The sequence below is a fragment of the Mesorhizobium sp. WSM4935 genome (genome assembly GCF_029625735.1).
Lineage (GTDB): Bacteria > Pseudomonadota > Alphaproteobacteria > Rhizobiales > Rhizobiaceae > Mesorhizobium.
The window spans coordinates 130,632-145,750 of the sequence record NZ_JARTVR010000013.1 but is presented as its reverse complement, the minus strand read 5'-3'; the positions used below and the strand labels follow the sequence as shown (position 1 = coordinate 145,750).

12 protein-coding genes and 1 pseudogene are annotated in these 15,119 nt (G+C 64.2%); 4 read left to right on the top strand and 9 right to left on the bottom strand.

All coding sequences use genetic code 11. The features are described 5' to 3' along the window. Positions 1-3: 3 nt before the first annotated feature. The 7 genes from P9273_RS24980 to P9273_RS24950 all read right to left on the bottom strand — a co-directional run bounded on the left by P9273_RS24980 (position 4) and on the right by P9273_RS24950 (position 8,352). Positions 4-2,583: a sensor histidine kinase gene (locus P9273_RS24980; protein ID WP_278051163.1), complete on the bottom strand. Its 2,580-nt coding sequence runs from the start codon at positions 2,581-2,583 to the stop codon at positions 4-6. A 190-nt stretch (positions 2,584-2,773) separates the two neighbouring features. Continuing rightward, entirely contained in the window at positions 2,774-4,174 is a 1,401-nt protein-coding gene (gene ahcY, locus P9273_RS24975; protein ID WP_041000040.1) for an adenosylhomocysteinase, read from the bottom strand. Between the two features lie 211 nt (positions 4,175-4,385). Beyond that, positions 4,386-4,682: an HPr family phosphocarrier protein gene (locus P9273_RS24970; RefSeq protein WP_278051161.1), complete on the bottom strand. Its 297-nt coding sequence runs from the start codon at positions 4,680-4,682 to the stop codon at positions 4,386-4,388. Then, a complete protein-coding gene (locus tag P9273_RS24965; protein ID WP_041000038.1) occupies positions 4,679-5,080 on the bottom strand; it encodes a PTS sugar transporter subunit IIA in 402 nt (133 codons plus the stop codon). Before P9273_RS24965 ends, P9273_RS24970 begins: the two co-directional genes overlap by 4 nt. 165 nt (positions 5,081-5,245) lie before the next feature. After that, on the bottom strand, positions 5,246-5,707 hold the full coding sequence (locus P9273_RS24960) for an HPr kinase/phosphorylase (protein WP_442920258.1): 462 nt from the start codon (positions 5,705-5,707) through the stop codon (positions 5,246-5,248). Positions 5,708-5,721: 14 nt separating this feature from the next. Further along, positions 5,722-7,506 (bottom strand): stimulus-sensing domain-containing protein, encoded by a 1,785-nt coding sequence (locus P9273_RS24955; RefSeq protein ID WP_442920257.1) that lies wholly within the window; start codon positions 7,504-7,506, stop codon positions 5,722-5,724. A gap of 144 nt (positions 7,507-7,650) precedes the next feature. Beyond that, complete coding sequence (locus P9273_RS24950) at positions 7,651-8,352, bottom strand: response regulator transcription factor (protein ID WP_006201274.1); 702 nt, start codon at positions 8,350-8,352, stop codon at positions 7,651-7,653. Between the two features lie 338 nt (positions 8,353-8,690). Here P9273_RS24950 and P9273_RS24945 point away from each other — a divergent pair, with 338 nt between their 5' ends. The 4 genes from P9273_RS24945 (at position 8,691) to P9273_RS24930 (ending at position 12,807) form a co-directional block, all read left to right on the top strand. After that, positions 8,691-10,301, top strand: coding sequence for a phosphoenolpyruvate carboxykinase (locus tag P9273_RS24945; protein ID WP_278051146.1), 1,611 nt, complete (start codon positions 8,691-8,693; stop codon positions 10,299-10,301). 76 nt (positions 10,302-10,377) lie between these two features. After that, entirely contained in the window at positions 10,378-10,815 is a 438-nt protein-coding gene (gene arfB, locus P9273_RS24940) for an alternative ribosome rescue aminoacyl-tRNA hydrolase ArfB (RefSeq protein WP_041000034.1), read from the top strand. Between the two features lie 92 nt (positions 10,816-10,907). Beyond that, a complete protein-coding gene (locus tag P9273_RS24935; RefSeq protein ID WP_278051144.1) occupies positions 10,908-11,525 on the top strand; it encodes an alpha-ketoglutarate-dependent dioxygenase AlkB family protein in 618 nt (205 codons plus the stop codon). 106 nt (positions 11,526-11,631) lie between these two features. Continuing rightward, complete coding sequence (locus P9273_RS24930; protein WP_278051142.1) at positions 11,632-12,807, top strand: glycosyltransferase family 87 protein; 1,176 nt, start codon at positions 11,632-11,634, stop codon at positions 12,805-12,807. 383 nt (positions 12,808-13,190) lie between these two features. Here P9273_RS24930 and P9273_RS24925 read toward each other — a convergent pair whose 3' ends face one another. Together P9273_RS24925 and P9273_RS24920 are read right to left on the bottom strand one after the other, a co-directional pair. Then, the gene (locus P9273_RS24925) at positions 13,191-14,789 is read right to left on the bottom strand and encodes a hypothetical protein (RefSeq protein ID WP_278051141.1); all 1,599 of its coding nucleotides are present in this window, start codon (positions 14,787-14,789) and stop codon (positions 13,191-13,193) included. A gap of 115 nt (positions 14,790-14,904) precedes the next feature. Beyond that, positions 14,905-15,043: pseudogene (locus tag P9273_RS24920) on the bottom strand (type I pantothenate kinase); the annotation flags it as partial. Positions 15,044-15,119 lie beyond the last annotated feature (76 nt).

The window sequence follows — 15,119 nt, the reverse complement described above, 5'->3', positions numbered from 1 at the left end:
GCGCTACTCGGCCGCGTCGCGGATGCCGGCCGGTGTATCCGGGATTCCGGAAGGCTTATCCGGGAAGGTGCAGATCACCGTCGTGCCCTTGTCCCGGCCGGTCTCGATGCGCACGGTTCCGCCATGCAGTTCGACGAAGCTCTTGACGATCGACAGTCCGAGCCCCGCGCCGCGTCTTCGCCCGCCATTGGCGCGCGGCTCGAAGCGGCGGAAGACCGATTCCAGCACGTCCGGCGGCATGCCCGGGCCATCGTCATGCACCGAGAACTCGACGCCGTCGGCCAGCCGGCGGCAGGTGAGCCGGATCGTGCTCGCCTCCGGCGCATAGTTCGCCGCGTTGCTGAGCAGATTGTAGAGGATCTGGCGGATGCGGGTCTCGTCGCCATGGAAGCTCGCCGGCGCCTCCGCTGCGTCGATCTCGAGCTTGATTTGATGCTCGTCCAGCCGGTCGGCGACCAGCTCGGCGGCCGCGGCGATCGTCCGGTCGATGTTCATCTCGGAGATGTCGAGCTGCATGATGCCGGCATCGACGGTCGCCAGGTCGAGGATATCGTTGACGATGGTGAGCAGCACCGATGACGACGAGCCGACATGCTCGACATATTCGCGCTGCTTCGGCGTCAGCGGCCCTGTCGCGGGCAGCGACAAAAGCTCGGTGAAGCCGATGATGTTGGTCAGCGGCGAGCGCAGCTCATAGGACACGTGCTGCACGAATTCGTTCTTCAGCTGGTCGGACTTCTCCAGCGCCTCGTTCCTGTCCTTCAGCGCTCGTTCGACATTCACAGTGTCGGTGACGTCGACGAAGGTGATCATCACCTGGCCATTGGGCAGGTGGATCACCGCGTAGCGCAGCACGTTGCCGTTCATCAGCTCGATCTGGCCGCGGCGGTCGCGGCGCTCGTCGTCGAAGCCGGTGATCGCGGCGACGAAGCCGCCCCACGGGCTGTTCGCGGCCCGCTGGTCGCACAGGTCGCGGATCGCCGAAACATGGATGTTCGGCTTGACCGCTTCCACGGTCAGTCCCCACAGCGCGACGAAGGCCGGATTGGACAGCCGCAGCCGCCCGTCCGGACCGAACACCACCACGCCCTCGGCGAGGTTGTCCAGCGTCTCGCCCTGTACCCGCACGGCGGTCTGGTAGCGGCTTTCGAGGTCCATCTTCTCGGTCAGGTTCTCGAACACCCAGGTGACGCCGCCTTTCGGCTGCGGGTTGGCCACCACGCGGATCGTCTTGCCGTCCGGCAGATGCCACCAGTGCTCCTGCGATTCGACGGCGCGGTAGGCGCTGAGCAGGTTTTCCTTCCAGCGCCGCCATTCCGGCTGCTCGGCGATCCTGCCTTCGCTGCGCAGCCGGTCGAGCAGCAGCGTGTTGGAAGGAGCGCTGAGCAGGAAGCCCGAATCGAGACCCCAGAGCTTCTGGAAGGCCTGGTTGAAGAAGCGCAGCTTTTCCTCGGTGTCGAAGATCGCCACCGCGGTGTTCAGCTGGTCGAGCGTGTCGGCATGGCTGCGCACGGTCCGTTCATATTCGGCGCGGATCGTCTCGGCGGCGCTGGTGTCGCAGGCAAGCCCCGCCGAGCCGTCGGCACCGGCGAAGTCGGTGACCGCGAACATTCGTCGGTCGCCTTCGATCACCGTGGAAAGCGTCTGTTCGAATACCGGGCGTGTCTTGTGCTGCTCGGCGATCTGCTCGCGCGCCTGGCCACCAAGGAATTCCTTGGCGTCGCGCACGGCCGCGGCCGGGCTTTCGGCCTCCACCGCTTCGGCATAGGCGCGGTTGACCCATTGCAATCGCCCGTCCGCCCCGCGCAGCCATGCCGGCATCCTCAACGCGTCGAGCAGGCCGATCAGGGTGTCGTAGTCGGCGCTGAGCCGCTGGTTCTCGATCTTCAGCCTGGCCTGGTTGCGCAGCGTCTCCGACAGCGACACGAAGCGCAACAGCACATGCGCCGCGCTCTTGCGGCCATGCACTTCCAGCGGCACGCCGGCCTGCGTTTCTATGATGAGGTCGAAGGCCTTCCCCTGTTCGCGCACCGCCGCGACCGCGTGCTCCAGCGCCGCCGCCGAACGCGGCATCAGCCAGCGGCCGAAGGCGAGGAAGGCGGACCTGTCGTCGGGCGCGCCGCTGTCCAGCGGCAGGCTGCCGATGAGCTCGGGTTTCTTGTTGTCCGTGGCCCAGACGACGACGCGCTGGTCGCGCAGGTTGAGCAGCGCCTCGGAACGCTGCAGCGCCGCGTTGACGTCCGCGATGCGTGCCCGGAGCTGGACATTCTGCGAGGCGGTGCGCGTGCGCTCGCGGATCAGGAAGATGGCCGAGACAAGTGCTGCGCCCATGACGCCGACGAACATGGCGAGCTGCATGACCTCGACGGTGCCGACCGGCGCCGCGGCCTTTCCCGGAAGACCTGTCTCGGCATGGGCGGCAAAAGCCAGCAGCGGGCCGGCCAGCGCGGAGGTGGCAAGAAGCGAGCCCAGCCGCAGGCGGGCACGAAAACCGCCGCCGCTCGCGGCGGGGCCGGCCTTGTTCGAAACCTCATGGCCGCCGGAAACGGCCGTTCCCGCGCGTGGCGGGTAATCCCCCGGCATGTCTTGGTCCTCTTCGCCGCTTGAATGCAAGACCGCCCTGAATGCGTCCCCGGCCCAAAATGTCCCCGGACCGCGAATCACAACAATAACGCCTGCCGGAATCGGCGTGAAGAATCATTGGCGCAAAAAATAAAGCCGGGCGGAAAGTCAACCACCCGGCTTCAATATCTGGTAGATAATTTCGCTTTGGTTAATAGCGATAGTGTTCCGGCTTGTACGGGCCCTGCGGCGTCACGCCGATATAGGCGGCCTGCTCGCTGGACAGCTCGGTCAGCTTGGCGCCGAGCTTGTCGAGATGCAGCCGCGCCACCTTCTCGTCGAGGTGCTTGGGCAGCACATAGACCTGGTTCTGGTATTGGCCGTGCTTGGTGAAGAGCTCGATCTGCGCCAGCACCTGATTGGTGAACGAGGCCGACATGACGAAGCTCGGATGCCCGGTGGCGTTGCCGAGGTTGAGCAGGCGTCCTTCCGACAGAAGGATCATCCGCTTGCCGTCTGGGAAGGTGATGAGATCGACCTGCGGCTTGACGTTGGTCCATTTCAGATTGCGCAGCGACGCCACCTGGATCTCGTTGTCGAAGTGGCCGATATTGCCGACGATCACCATGTCCTTCATCGCCCGCATATGGTCGAGCGTGACGACATCCTTGTTGCCGGTGGTGGTGATGACGATGTCGGCGGTGGGAGCGGCGTCTTCCAGCGTCACCACCTCATAGCCGTCCATCGCCGCCTGCAGCGCGCAGATCGGGTCGACCTCGGTGACCTTGACGCGGGCGCCGGCGCCGCGCAGCGACGCCGACGAGCCCTTGCCGACGTCGCCATAGCCGCAGACCACCGCGACTTTGCCAGCCATCATCGTGTCGGTGCCGCGGCGGATGCCGTCGACGAGCGATTCCTTGCAGCCATATTTGTTGTCGAATTTCGACTTGGTGACGGAATCGTTGACGTTGATCGCCGGGAAGGGCAGCAGGCCCTTCTTCTGCAACTGGTAGAGGCGGTTGACGCCGGTGGTGGTCTCCTCGGTGACGCCGCGGATCGCGTCCCGCTGCTTGGTGAAGAAGCCGGGCGAGGCCTTCAGGCGCTTCTTGATCTGGGCGAACAGGATCTCTTCCTCTTCGCTGCCGGGATTGGACAGCACATCCTCGCCGGCCTCGGCGCGCGCGCCGAGCAGGATGTACATGGTGGCGTCGCCGCCATCGTCCAGGATCATGTTGGAGGTGCCGCCATCGGCCCACTGGAAGATGCGGTCGGTGTAGTTCCAGTAATCCTCCAGCGACTCGCCCTTGACGGCGAAGACCGGGATGCCGGCCTCGGCGATCGCGGCGGCCGCATGGTCCTGCGTCGAGAAGATGTTGCAGGAGGCCCAGCGGATGTCGGCGCCCAGCGCCTTCAGCGTTTCGATCAATACCGCCGTCTGGATGGTCATATGCAGCGAGCCGGTGATGCGCGCGCCCTTCAGCGGCTGCTTGGCGCCGAACTCCTCGCGGCAGGCCATCAGGCCCGGCATTTCGGTTTCGGCGATCTCGATCTCCTTGCGGCCCCAGCCGGCAAGTGAGATATCGGCGACCACATAATCCTTGCTACCCGTCATGGCAGTGCTCCGGTGTGATTTTTTCTCAAAGGCGCGCCGGCGCCGGGAAGCGCGAGCAGGGCGCGATTGCCGGCTTGACTAGCAGATCGGTCGCCGGACGACAATGGGACATAAAGAAATCTTTATGCGCGCATGTCTTTAGTGGCGCGGTGCATGTCGCCCACAAGTGTGTTGCGGTTTGGGACAACGACATGCACCAAAAACAAAAAGATCAGAGTTCCTCGCCGAAACGCGAGGCGACCAGCTGCTCCAGCGCGTCCATGGCCGGCACCGCTTCCGGGCCGCTGGCGATGACGCGGATCGAATAGCCCGGGCTCGCCGCCAGCATCATCAGGCCCATGATCGAGGTGCCGCCGACCTTCACGCCGTCCTTCTCGACATGGATGGTGGCGTCGAAGCCGCTGGCGACCTGGACGAACTTGGCTGAAGCGCGCGCATGCAGGCCGCGCTGATTGATGATCGGGAACTCCCGCACAACCTCGTCCGTCTGCGGCGCCGATGCGTTCATTTGCTGCTCAGGAGCTGGCTGGCGACGTTGATGTATTTGCGGCCCGCCGCCTGCGCTTCGTCGAGCGCGGCGGCCATGTTGTCGCCCTTGCGGATCGAGGAGAGCTTGATCAGCATCGGCAGGTTCATGCCGGCGATGACCTCGATGCGGCCGGATTCCATCACCGAGATGGCAAGGTTGGATGGTGTGCCGCCGAACATGTCGGTGAGCACGATGACGCCGGCGCCGGTGTCGACGCGCGCCACCGCGTCGACGATATCGGCCCGGCGCTGCTCCATGTCGTCGTCGGCGCCGATCGCCACGGTTTCGAAATTGTCCTGCGGCCCGACGACATGCTCCACGGCATGCCGGAACTCGGTGGCGAGTTGACCGTGCGTCACGAGCACGAGTCCGATCATTCTCTGGTGGCTCCCGTCATCGCCGCTTCACAGGCGTATCTTATGTTCGCCGGCCATTCCAGGCGGCGGGAGCGCTATCTTGTCGACGCACGGCCGGTTGACAAGCCCAAAATTGCGGCGGCCCAGACCATTTTGACGCATCGCAGCAAAAAACCCCGGGGCGGATCATGAAAAAGGCTGGATCGACAGCCGCGCCATCAGCATGGGCAGCGCGGCGGTGACATTCTGCCGGGCGACGTCGATGCGGGGCAGCCTGCATCCGGCGATCGTCTCTGTGGCTTGGTCCTGCAGGCGCGCCAATGCGGGCGGTTCGACAAGCCGAACCACCAGATCGATCACGGCGGCCGGCTCGAAGGCCAGCGGCCGCGGCCCGATGCCGTGCACCTCGCAGAGTCCGGCGATGCTTGCCGGCGCGCGGCACACCAGCCGGCCGCCGTGAGCAGTCGCAAACAACTGGTCGTCGCCGACCAGCCGGGAAAACAGGCCGCGGGTGCGGCAATGATCGATAAGCGTCAGCGCCAGCGTCGTCTTGCCGGAGCCGGACGGCCCGGTGACCAGCACGCCCTGCTCGCCGATCAGGAGGGCCGTCCCATGCATGTTGCGAGGCTTCGTGGCGGTGTCCGGCATATTCGGTTCGGCGGTCAGCCTTCCGCGGGCAGCATCACCACGAAGCGCGCGCCCTTGATCTCGCCGGGCTTGGTGCCGGGGATGTTCTCGGCCGTCAGGGTGCCGCCATGCGCCTCGACGATCTGGCGGCTGATCGACAGGCCGAGGCCGGAGTTCTGGCCGAATGCCTCGCCGGCCGGCCGGTCGGTGTAGAAGCGTTCGAAGATGCGGTCGATGTTCTCCACCCGGATGCCCGGGCCGTTATCGTCGACGGTGACGATGTTGAACTTGCCGGCGCGAGCCAGTGAGATCGCGATATGCCCATGCTCATCGGGCACGAAGGAGCGCGCGTTCTCGATCAGATTGGTGATGACCTGGCCTATTCTGAGGTCATGGCCGACAACGAAGAAGCCTTTGGCGCCGGGCGGCAGCTTTGCCACCTTGAACTCGATCTCGACTGCCTTCTTGTTTCGCGTGGTCTCGCGCGACACGGCGACGAGGTCGGTGATGAACTTCTTCAAATCGACGGTGGCGGCGTCCTCGCGCGCCAACTCGGCGTCGAGGCGGGAGGCATCGGAGATGTCGGTGATCAGCCGGTCGAGCCGCTTCACATCGTGCTGGATGATCTCCATCAGACGCGCGCGAGACGTGTCGTTTTTCGCCAAAGGCAGCGTCTCGACCGCGCTGCGCAGCGAGGTCAGCGGGTTCTTGAGCTCGTGCGAGACGTCGGCGGCGAAGCTTTCGATCGCCTCGATCCTCGCGTACAGCGCATTCGTCATGTCGCGCACGGCAATGGACAAATTGCCGATCTCGTCCTGACGGTCGGAAAAATCGGGGATTTCCTCGCGGCTCTTGACGCCGCGCCGCACCCTGACGGCGGCGGCGGAAAGCCGGCGCAGCGGGTTGGCGATGGTGGACGCCAGAAGCAAGGACAGGATCGCGGTGACGAGAGCCGCCACCCCGAACACGCGCAGGATCGCCTTGCGCTCGGCCGCGACGATCTTGTCGATATCGCCGCCTTCAGTGGACAGCATCAGCACGCCGAGCACGGCACGGAAACGCTGGATCGGCACCGCGACGGAGACGATCTGCTCGCCCTGCTCGCTGACCCGCACGATGGTCGAGGGGCTGCCGGTCAGCGCCTTGACCACTTCCGGGAAGGCCGCGCCATTGCCGCCGGGCTGCTCGTGATAGACCGGCAGGTCCTTGTTGCGGAAGAAGTCGAAGATGAATTTCTCGACCCGTTCCAGAAGGTCCGGCTGCTCGTCCTCGACCGGAGGCAGGTCGTAGCGCAGGATCTGGCCGCGGGAATAGAGATGGCGCGAATCGAGCAGCAGGTTGGCGTCGCGGTCATAAATGCGGGCGCGGGTGCGGGTCGGCGAGATAAGGCGCCTGAGCACCGGCGCGACGCGTTCCGGATTGATCGGGAAATCGAGATTGTCGAGCTGGTCGGAACCCGGTCCAAGGCTCTCGCCGGCCTGCAGCTCCAGTAGCTTTTCCGGGTCGATGCTGATCGAGTCGGTCTCGACGGTCGCCGAGGCCGCGATCGCGCCGGCGATGATCTCGCCCTGCGTCATCAAACTTTCGACGCGCGCGTCGATCAGCCCGTCGCGGAAGGTGTTGAGATAGAGGATGCCGGTGACCAGCACAGCGAGGCCGGCCATGTTGAGGAACAGGATGCGCCGCGTCAGGCTGGAGAAGATGTGGTGGCCGAGAAATCGGCGCATCGGCACCGTGAATTTCGACACGAAGGCGGGCACGATCCGCGGCGGGCGCTTCGCCGCGCCCGCCCGTCTGCCTCGCTCTACTTCCACTGCCATCGAATAGCAGGCCCTGCTTAATTAGTGAGTAGGCAGTAGGCAGTAGGGAATTGAGAAATGGCTGGCTGACCGTGGCTATGCATGAGTGGCCGCTCGCACCATTCAAAACTGACTGCCGACTATTCCCTGCTCAGTACTGCCCATTCATGCTTCTCGGAACCGGTATCCGACTCCGTAAAGGGTCTCGATCATTTCGAAGTCGTCGTCGACGGCCTTGAACTTCTTGCGCAGCCGCTTGATGTGGCTGTCGATGGTGCGGTCGTCGACATAGACCTGCTCATCATAGGCCGAATCCATCAGCGCATCACGGCTTTTTACCACGCCGGGGCGCTGCGCCAGCGAATGCAGGATGAGGAACTCGGTCACCGTCAGCGTCACCGGCTCGCCTTTCCAGGTGCAGGTGTGCCGCTCCTGGTCCATCACCAACTGGCCGCGTTCGAGCGAGCGGGCTTGCTGGCTGGGCGCCTTGGCGGCTGCCTCGCGGGCGCTGGTGCGGCGCAGCACCGCGCGCACCCGCTCGACCAGCAGGCGCTGCGAGAACGGTTTGCGGATGAAGTCGTCGGCGCCCATCTTGAGGCCGAACAATTCGTCGATCTCGTCGTCCTTCGACGTCAGGAAGATCACCGGCAGGTCCGATTTCTGCCGCATCCGGCGCAACAGCTCCATGCCGTCCATGCGCGGCATCTTGATGTCGAGGATGGCGAGGTTCGGCGGCCGCGCCGCCAGCCCTTCCAGCGCCGACGCGCCATCGGTGTAGGTTTCGACCCGATACCCCTCGGATTCGAGCGCGATCGACACCGAGGTCAGAATGTTGCGGTCGTCGTCGACAAGCGCGATTGTTGCCATTTCAAGCGGCTCCCTCATGAGCTGTCCCTTCTGTCGTCGAGAAGGGGCTTTTGCAGGACAAATTGGGTACAAAATGTGGCACGGGCCCTGTCCGAAGTCACGGGCGGCCTGCCGCTACACACGATCGCACCCGTATGGGATTGGACGAACCAAGCCTGCCAATCCTTTGGGCAACCTCGTAGTTTTTTGCACATATAAACGATTTAAACAACTTTCAAATTTTTTAAATCGATTAATGATTTGATATCATTCGGCTTTTCTGGTTCTGAACTTGACAGCCCTGTGCGGGCTTCGGGAAACCTCCCGTCACATGCGGCCAAATCCAGAGAGGAAATTTGATGTCGGAAGCCGGCAAACGCAACCCCGACTGCGCCATCGACGCGATCGGCCTGAAGACCACGGGCATGGTGCGCTACAATTTCGGCGCGGCCGCACTCTATGAGGAAGCGATCCGGCGCGGCGAAGCGAGGTTGACCGCGCAAGGCGCGCTGGTCGCAGAGACCGGCCAGCACACCGGCCGCTCGCCGAAGGACAAGTTCGTCGTGTACGACGAGGCGACTGGCCCGCATGTCTGGTGGGACAACAACAAGGCAATATCGCCAGGTGAGTTCGAAACGCTGTTTTCCGATTTCAAGGCCCATGCAGCCGAAAAGGACCTCTACGTTCAGGACCTGGTCGGCGGCGCCGACGCCGACCTCAAGCTGCCGACCCGGGTCGTCACCGAATTCGCCTGGCATTCGCTGTTCATCCGCAATCTCCTGATCCGTCCCGAAGCCCCGGAGCTCGAGCGTTTCGCGCCGCAGATGACGATCATTGACCTGCCCTCCTTCCGCGCCGATCCGGCGCGTCACGGCACCCGCACGGAAACGGTGATCGCGGTCGATCTCACCCGCCACATCGTGCTGATCGGCGGCACCTCCTATGCCGGCGAGATGAAGAAGTCGGTCTTCACCATGCTGAACTACCTGCTGCCGGCGAAGGGCGTGATGCCGATGCATTGCTCGGCCAATGAGGGGCCGGACGGCGACGCGGCGGTTTTCTTCGGCCTGTCCGGCACCGGCAAGACGACGCTGTCCGCGGATCCGTCGCGCACGCTGATCGGCGACGACGAGCACGGCTGGGGTCCGCTCGGCATCTTCAATTTCGAGGGCGGCTGCTACGCCAAGACGATCAGGCTGTCGGCCGAGGCCGAACCGGAGATCTTCGCCACCACGCAGCGCTTCGGTACGGTGCTGGAAAACGTCGTGCTCGACGCTGGCCGCGTTCCGGATTTCAACGATGGCAGTCTCACCGAGAACACGCGCTGCGCCTACCCGCTGGACTTCATCCCCAACGCCTCGAAGACCGGCCGCGCCGGCCATCCGAAGAACATCATCATGCTGACGGCGGACGCCTTCGGCATCATGCCGCCGATCGCAAAACTGACCCCGGCGCAGGCAATGTACCACTTCCTGTCCGGCTATACCGCCAAGGTTGCCGGCACGGAAAAGGGCGTCACAGAGCCGGAGGCAACCTTCTCGACCTGCTTCGGCGCCCCGTTCATGCCGCGCCATCCGTCCGAATACGGCAATCTGCTGCGCGAGCTCATCGCCAGCCACGGCGTCGACTGCTGGCTGGTCAACACGGGCTGGACCGGGGGCGCCTACGGCACCGGCCGCCGCATGCCGATCAAGGTGACGCGCGCCTTGCTGGGCGCCGCGCTCGACGGTTCGTTGAAGTCGGCCGAGTTCCGCACCGACGCCAATTTCGGATTTACGGTGCCGGTCGCCGTTCCAGGTGTCGACAGCGCCATTCTCGACCCGCGCTCGACCTGGGCGGACAAGGCCGGTTACGACCGCCAAGCCGCGAAACTGGTCAACATGTTCGCGACCAATTTCGAGAAGTTCGAACGCCACGTCGACGCCACCATCCTCGGCGCCGCGCCGCGCCTGCAGGAAGCGGCGGAATAATCGGCGTCTCTTTCCCTCCAGGCCCGGCTTGCGCCGGGCCTTTCCTTTTTGCCGCCGTCGCGTCATGAGTGCGTGCATGGCAACTGACGACGACATCATCATCACCGGTGAAGCGGTCATTCGTGCGGGCGACCTGCATGAGGATTTCATCCGTTCCTCCGGTCCGGGCGGCCAGAACGTCAACAAGGTGGCGACCGCGGTGCAGTTGCGCTTCGACGCGGCAAACGCATCCGGCCTGTCCGAGCGCGTGCGCGAGCGCGCCCTCAAGCTTGCCGGCCAGCGCGCCACCAAGGACGGCGTCATCGTCATCGAGGCCGGCCGCTTCCGCACCCAGGAGCAGAACCGCGCCGATGCGCGGGCGCGGCTGACGGCATTGATCGCCAAGGCGGCCGAACCGCCGCCGCCGCCGCGCAAGAAGACCAGGCCGTCCAAAGGCGCCGTGGAGCGCCGCCTGAAGAGCAAGGCGGGCCGGTCGACGGTGAAGAGGCTGCGCGGCCGTGTCGACAGCGACTGAGAACAGCATAGCGGAACGCGAGCGGCCGCTTTCGGGTCGCGGAGCGGTTCCTTCGGTGGCATGCTCTCCGGCCAATTGATCGGATCGACCCAATGCTCGTGCTCCCCAAAGGCGTCCGCCACATGCCGGGTTACCTCCAGCGCCCGGCCCAGGGAGCGCTGGTCGAGGAGATCAGGCGCGTCGTGCAGGCGGCACCGCTCTACGTGCCGGCCATGCCGCGCACCGGCAAGGAGATGAGCGTGCGCATGACCAACTGCGGCGCGCTTGGCTGGGTGACCGACAAGGAGCGCGGCTATCGCTACCAGCCCACGCATCCGGTGACGGGCGAGCCCTGGCCGCCGATCCCGGAAGCCTTGCTGCAATTGTGGCGCGAGGTCTCGGCCTATCCGCACCCGCCCGAGGCCTGCCTCGTTAACTTCTATGCGGCGGATGCCAAGATGGGCCTGCATCAGGATCGCGACGAGCAGGATTTCGCCGCGCCCGTGGTGTCGGTCTCGCTGGGTGACGACTGCCTGTTTCGGGTCGGCCAGGACAGGCGCGAAGGCGGCACGAAGTCGTTCAGGCTGAAGAGCGGCGACGTCGTCGTGCTCGGCGGCGAAGGGCGCCTCGCCTTCCACGGCGTCGACCGCATCTACCCCGCGACGTCGGCGCTGCTGAAGAATGGCGGCCGCATCAATCTGACGCTGCGGCGGGTGACGGTGCCTGGCTGACCATATTTGGGCAACGCGATCTTAAGGACACAAGGGCTACAAACACGGTTGCGAAACCGAGGTCGCCATGCAACCGGACTGGATCAGGACCAGAAGCCTCTTGGACGTGGCCATAGTCACGGTCGTGTCGATCATCGCCCTGTGGATGACCGAATTCTACCTGAGCATGTTGTGGAACCTCGACGACCGAGGGTTTTCCGAACTTTCGCACAGGCTCCCCTACTGGGACTTCACCAATCTCTGGGCTGGTTCCCGCATGGCCATCGACGGCCATGTTGCTACCCTCTTCGACGTGGATGCCTACCGCGCGGCGCTGCGCGTCATGTTCTCGCCCGACCTTCCCAATCAGGAATGGAGCTATCCGCCGAACATCCTGCTGCTCGGCGTTCCGCTTGCCACTTTGCCGATCCTGCCTGCCTATCTGATTTGGACGGTCGGGACCGTGCTGTGTCTGTGCTTGGCGATACGGCCGCTGAAGCTCGGGACGGCCCTGGAACTGGCCATTGTCTTCAGTCCGGCCGTTATCTGGAACTCGGTGTTCGGCCAGAACGGCGCGTTGACCGCCGCCTTGCTGATCGGAGGCCTCGCCGTGGCACCCAGGCGTCCGCTGCTGGCCGGGGTCCTGTTAGGCCTGCTGACGATCAAGCCGCATCTCGGCATTCTCGTGCCCTTCTGCCTGCTCGCCAGCAGCAATTGGCGCGCCATTCTCGCGGCCCTCGGCACCAGCGTCGTGATCGCCGTCGCCACCGGCCTGTTCTTCGGCTTCGATGTCTGGCGCCTGTTCCTGACTGAAACCCGTCCGCTGATGACGGCGATCATGGAGGCGCCTTACCCGCAACCTTATCAGTATAACGCGATAACGGTGTTCTTCACGGCGAGAGCCGTCGGCCTTGGGCTGACCGCCGCCTATGGGGTGCAGGCGGTCGCGACCGTCGCGTCCATCGCCGCGGCGATCTGGCTGTGGTGGCCGGGGCGCGCGGTTTCGCATCAGGAACGCGTGGTGCTTACCGCCGTCCTTGCGATCCTGGCCACGCCCTACGGCTACACTTACGACACGATCAGTGTGGCCGTAGCGGTCGCGATGCTCGCCGCGACGGTTTCGAGACCGCCTCGGCTGATATTGGCGATTTGCTGGCTCGGGCCTTTCGTCGTGCATTTTTTGACCTGGGGCGGATATTGCGTCGCTGTCCTGAGCCCGCTGTTTCTTGCCGCGTGGATGCTGCACTCGATATGGGCGAGAGGCCCGAAGGCTGAACTCTCGGTCGAGCCATCCCCAGCCTGAGCAATTCCAGGATCCGTGCGCAGCGATCGACTCGGTGGCTTCGCCGCGGCCTTCCGTCGGCCCGTAGGAAGCATGATGAATAGCCATAGCAATTTGAGGCTGCCGCGAGTCCTCGTGCCTGGCTAATTCTGGCATTGCGCAGCAGCACTCGCACCTCGCCCTGCGCCCACCACGCCATCAAAGGCATCAGCGGGAGGAAAAGCGCGATGCCGACATGCTCACGCTCGCTGAAGCGTTGCCGGGACAGGAAGGAATGGCGCGTTCATCGCTGGTCAGCCCACAGATCGGCCGCGGACATAGAAAGATTGGGTCAAGACGACTTAAGGACTGCTTCTGGAAGACATGCTTTAAGCGTCAATTGGTCTGGATTAGCCAGTGCCGCCCTAATTGCGTTCGGCGATATCGTTGCGGACGAGCAGGGTTACCAAGGCGTTCTGATAGAGCAGACGATAGTCCTGCAAAGCCTTTGCGATCAGGGGGCTGTGACGCAACGGCGCCGTTGCGTGCGGCTGCGTCAGATGCAGCTTTACCGGTACGTCCGGTCCTCCGGTTCCGTCATCGGCAACGATATCGGGCCGTTTCGTCGCCAACTCACTGGCGATCGCCTGCGTGTAGTCCGCCCGCAAGGCTTCGAGCCTGAGCCGCGTCGCGGCGTCCGGCCCGGACTCGATCAAGACCTGGGCATCATTGACCATCCAGCCGGAAGGGTGGCGCCCAATCATGCGAGCGCCGGCCATCCGGGCGAGCGGATGGCCGATCTGCAGCGCCGAGCCGATCGATATCAAGGTCGGGTGATCGGCGATCCGGTTGATGGCGGCCGTCGCCTCGTCGAGAGCATCACGCGATTCGGCGAATGCCAAGCCTTGCCGTGGCGCGACGGTCGTCAGGAGCAAAAACAGACCGAACCCGACACCCGCCTTTGCCAGCGCAGGCAAATCGCGCTGTGGCCGCAACCGGAGGAACTGGAGCACAAACGCCAACATGCCGAGCGTCAGGAACGGCATCGCGTGATAATTCCAGCCTTTGCCCATGACGATAAAGCCAGGGACATAACCAACACCTGCCAGCAGCAGGATCTTCGCATCGCGATGGGGCCGGTCAGGGTAGGCCATGGCCAACGTTGCCGCGGCCATGGCCACGAAAATCTTTACCGGCAAGAGCATCAACATATCGACGACCGGCAAGCGCATCGGCAAATAGACCTCGCGCAGCAAAGGCAGGACGTCGGTGAAGAAGGGCTGCATGAAAATCACAAGCGCCACCAGATAGGCCACGGTCAAAACAGCGCCGAAGACATTCTCGGTCGTCAGCAGAGGCCGTGCCGAGCGTCGCTGCCGGGCAAGGACCAGCACCGGGGCAGCCAGCGCCAGTACGCTGAAGGGCGGTTTGATCATGACGAAAATCGCGGCGCCAAGCCCGGCGGCAAGCCGCTCGGCCGTGCTGCCGGCGCGGAAATCTGCTGTCCGGTCGCGTGCCGCAAGCAGCGCCAGCCAAGGCAAAAGGCAGATGACTGCGATTTGTTCGCGCTGGCCGAAATCCGCCGGCGACAGCGCAAGCAGAAGAAACACCAGGACCGGAACTGCCCAGACGAATCGCGCCAGCGTGTGGTCGGCACGTACAAGAATTCGAGCTGAAAGCCAGACCGAACCGATTGCCAGCACTGCCATGCCGAGCCCTAACCAGAGCTCCGCCGAAAGCCCGGTCAACCGCTCAAGAATCAGGAATGGCAAATAGAGCCAGGTGGAAAAGGGAGGATTGGCCTCGGCGACGTCCACATAGAGGCGTTCGCCGTTCAGCACGCGGTCGCCGACGGTCAGCAGCCACGAGACGTCGACATTGCCCGGCAAGACGCGCGAGACGACGACCGCATAGAGGGCGATCAACAATGTTGCGGCAGCCGGCAGGCCAAGACGAAATGCAGTTCCGGCCTGACGGGGCCGCAGATCGGCCTGATCGTCCGAAGCGACCAATGGCGCATCCATGCCGGGAGCCTCAATAGCAATACAGCGTTTGTGGCTCAGTTTCTAACGGACCGGCAGTTAAGCGCGCTTTAACCGGCAGCCTGGACGTCCTCGACGAGCGTCGACCGGGTGCTAAAAGCTGCCGCAGCGCCGCCTCTTCGACCAGATGGTTGGCGCCATTGCGCAGGATGAGGTCGGCGCGCCCGCGTCGGCACGATGTTCTCGCGCAAATTCTTCAAATTGATGTTGGCCCACAGGCCTTCTCCGATGGCGCGCATCGGCGGCCATCAAGGCCGCCGCACCAGGTTCTGGTACCTGCCGCCCTACTTCCCAGACCTCAATCCCATCGAA

What these genes read in the sequence shown, in the direction of transcription:
- P9273_RS24980 (WP_278051163.1), bottom strand. Translation starts at nt 2,583, where the DNA reads ATGCCGGGGGATTACCCGCCACGCGCGGGAACGGCCGTTTCCGGCGGC.
- ahcY (WP_041000040.1), bottom strand. Translation starts at nt 4,174, where the DNA reads ATGACGGGTAGCAAGGATTATGTGGTCGCCGATATCTCACTTGCCGGC.
- P9273_RS24970 (WP_278051161.1), bottom strand. Translation starts at nt 4,682, where the DNA reads ATGAACGCATCGGCGCCGCAGACGGACGAGGTTGTGCGGGAGTTCCCG.
- P9273_RS24965 (WP_041000038.1), bottom strand. Translation starts at nt 5,080, where the DNA reads ATGATCGGACTCGTGCTCGTGACGCACGGTCAACTCGCCACCGAGTTC.
- P9273_RS24960 (WP_442920258.1), bottom strand. Translation starts at nt 5,707, where the DNA reads ATGCCGGACACCGCCACGAAGCCTCGCAACATGCATGGGACGGCCCTC.
- P9273_RS24955 (WP_442920257.1), bottom strand. Translation starts at nt 7,506, where the DNA reads ATGGCAGTGGAAGTAGAGCGAGGCAGACGGGCGGGCGCGGCGAAGCGC.
- P9273_RS24950 (WP_006201274.1), bottom strand. Translation starts at nt 8,352, where the DNA reads ATGGCAACAATCGCGCTTGTCGACGACGACCGCAACATTCTGACCTCG.
- P9273_RS24945 (WP_278051146.1), top strand. Translation starts at nt 8,691, where the DNA reads ATGTCGGAAGCCGGCAAACGCAACCCCGACTGCGCCATCGACGCGATC.
- arfB (WP_041000034.1), top strand. Translation starts at nt 10,378, where the DNA reads ATGGCAACTGACGACGACATCATCATCACCGGTGAAGCGGTCATTCGT.
- P9273_RS24935 (WP_278051144.1), top strand. Translation starts at nt 10,908, where the DNA reads ATGCTCGTGCTCCCCAAAGGCGTCCGCCACATGCCGGGTTACCTCCAG.
- P9273_RS24925 (WP_278051141.1), bottom strand. Translation starts at nt 14,789, where the DNA reads ATGGATGCGCCATTGGTCGCTTCGGACGATCAGGCCGATCTGCGGCCC.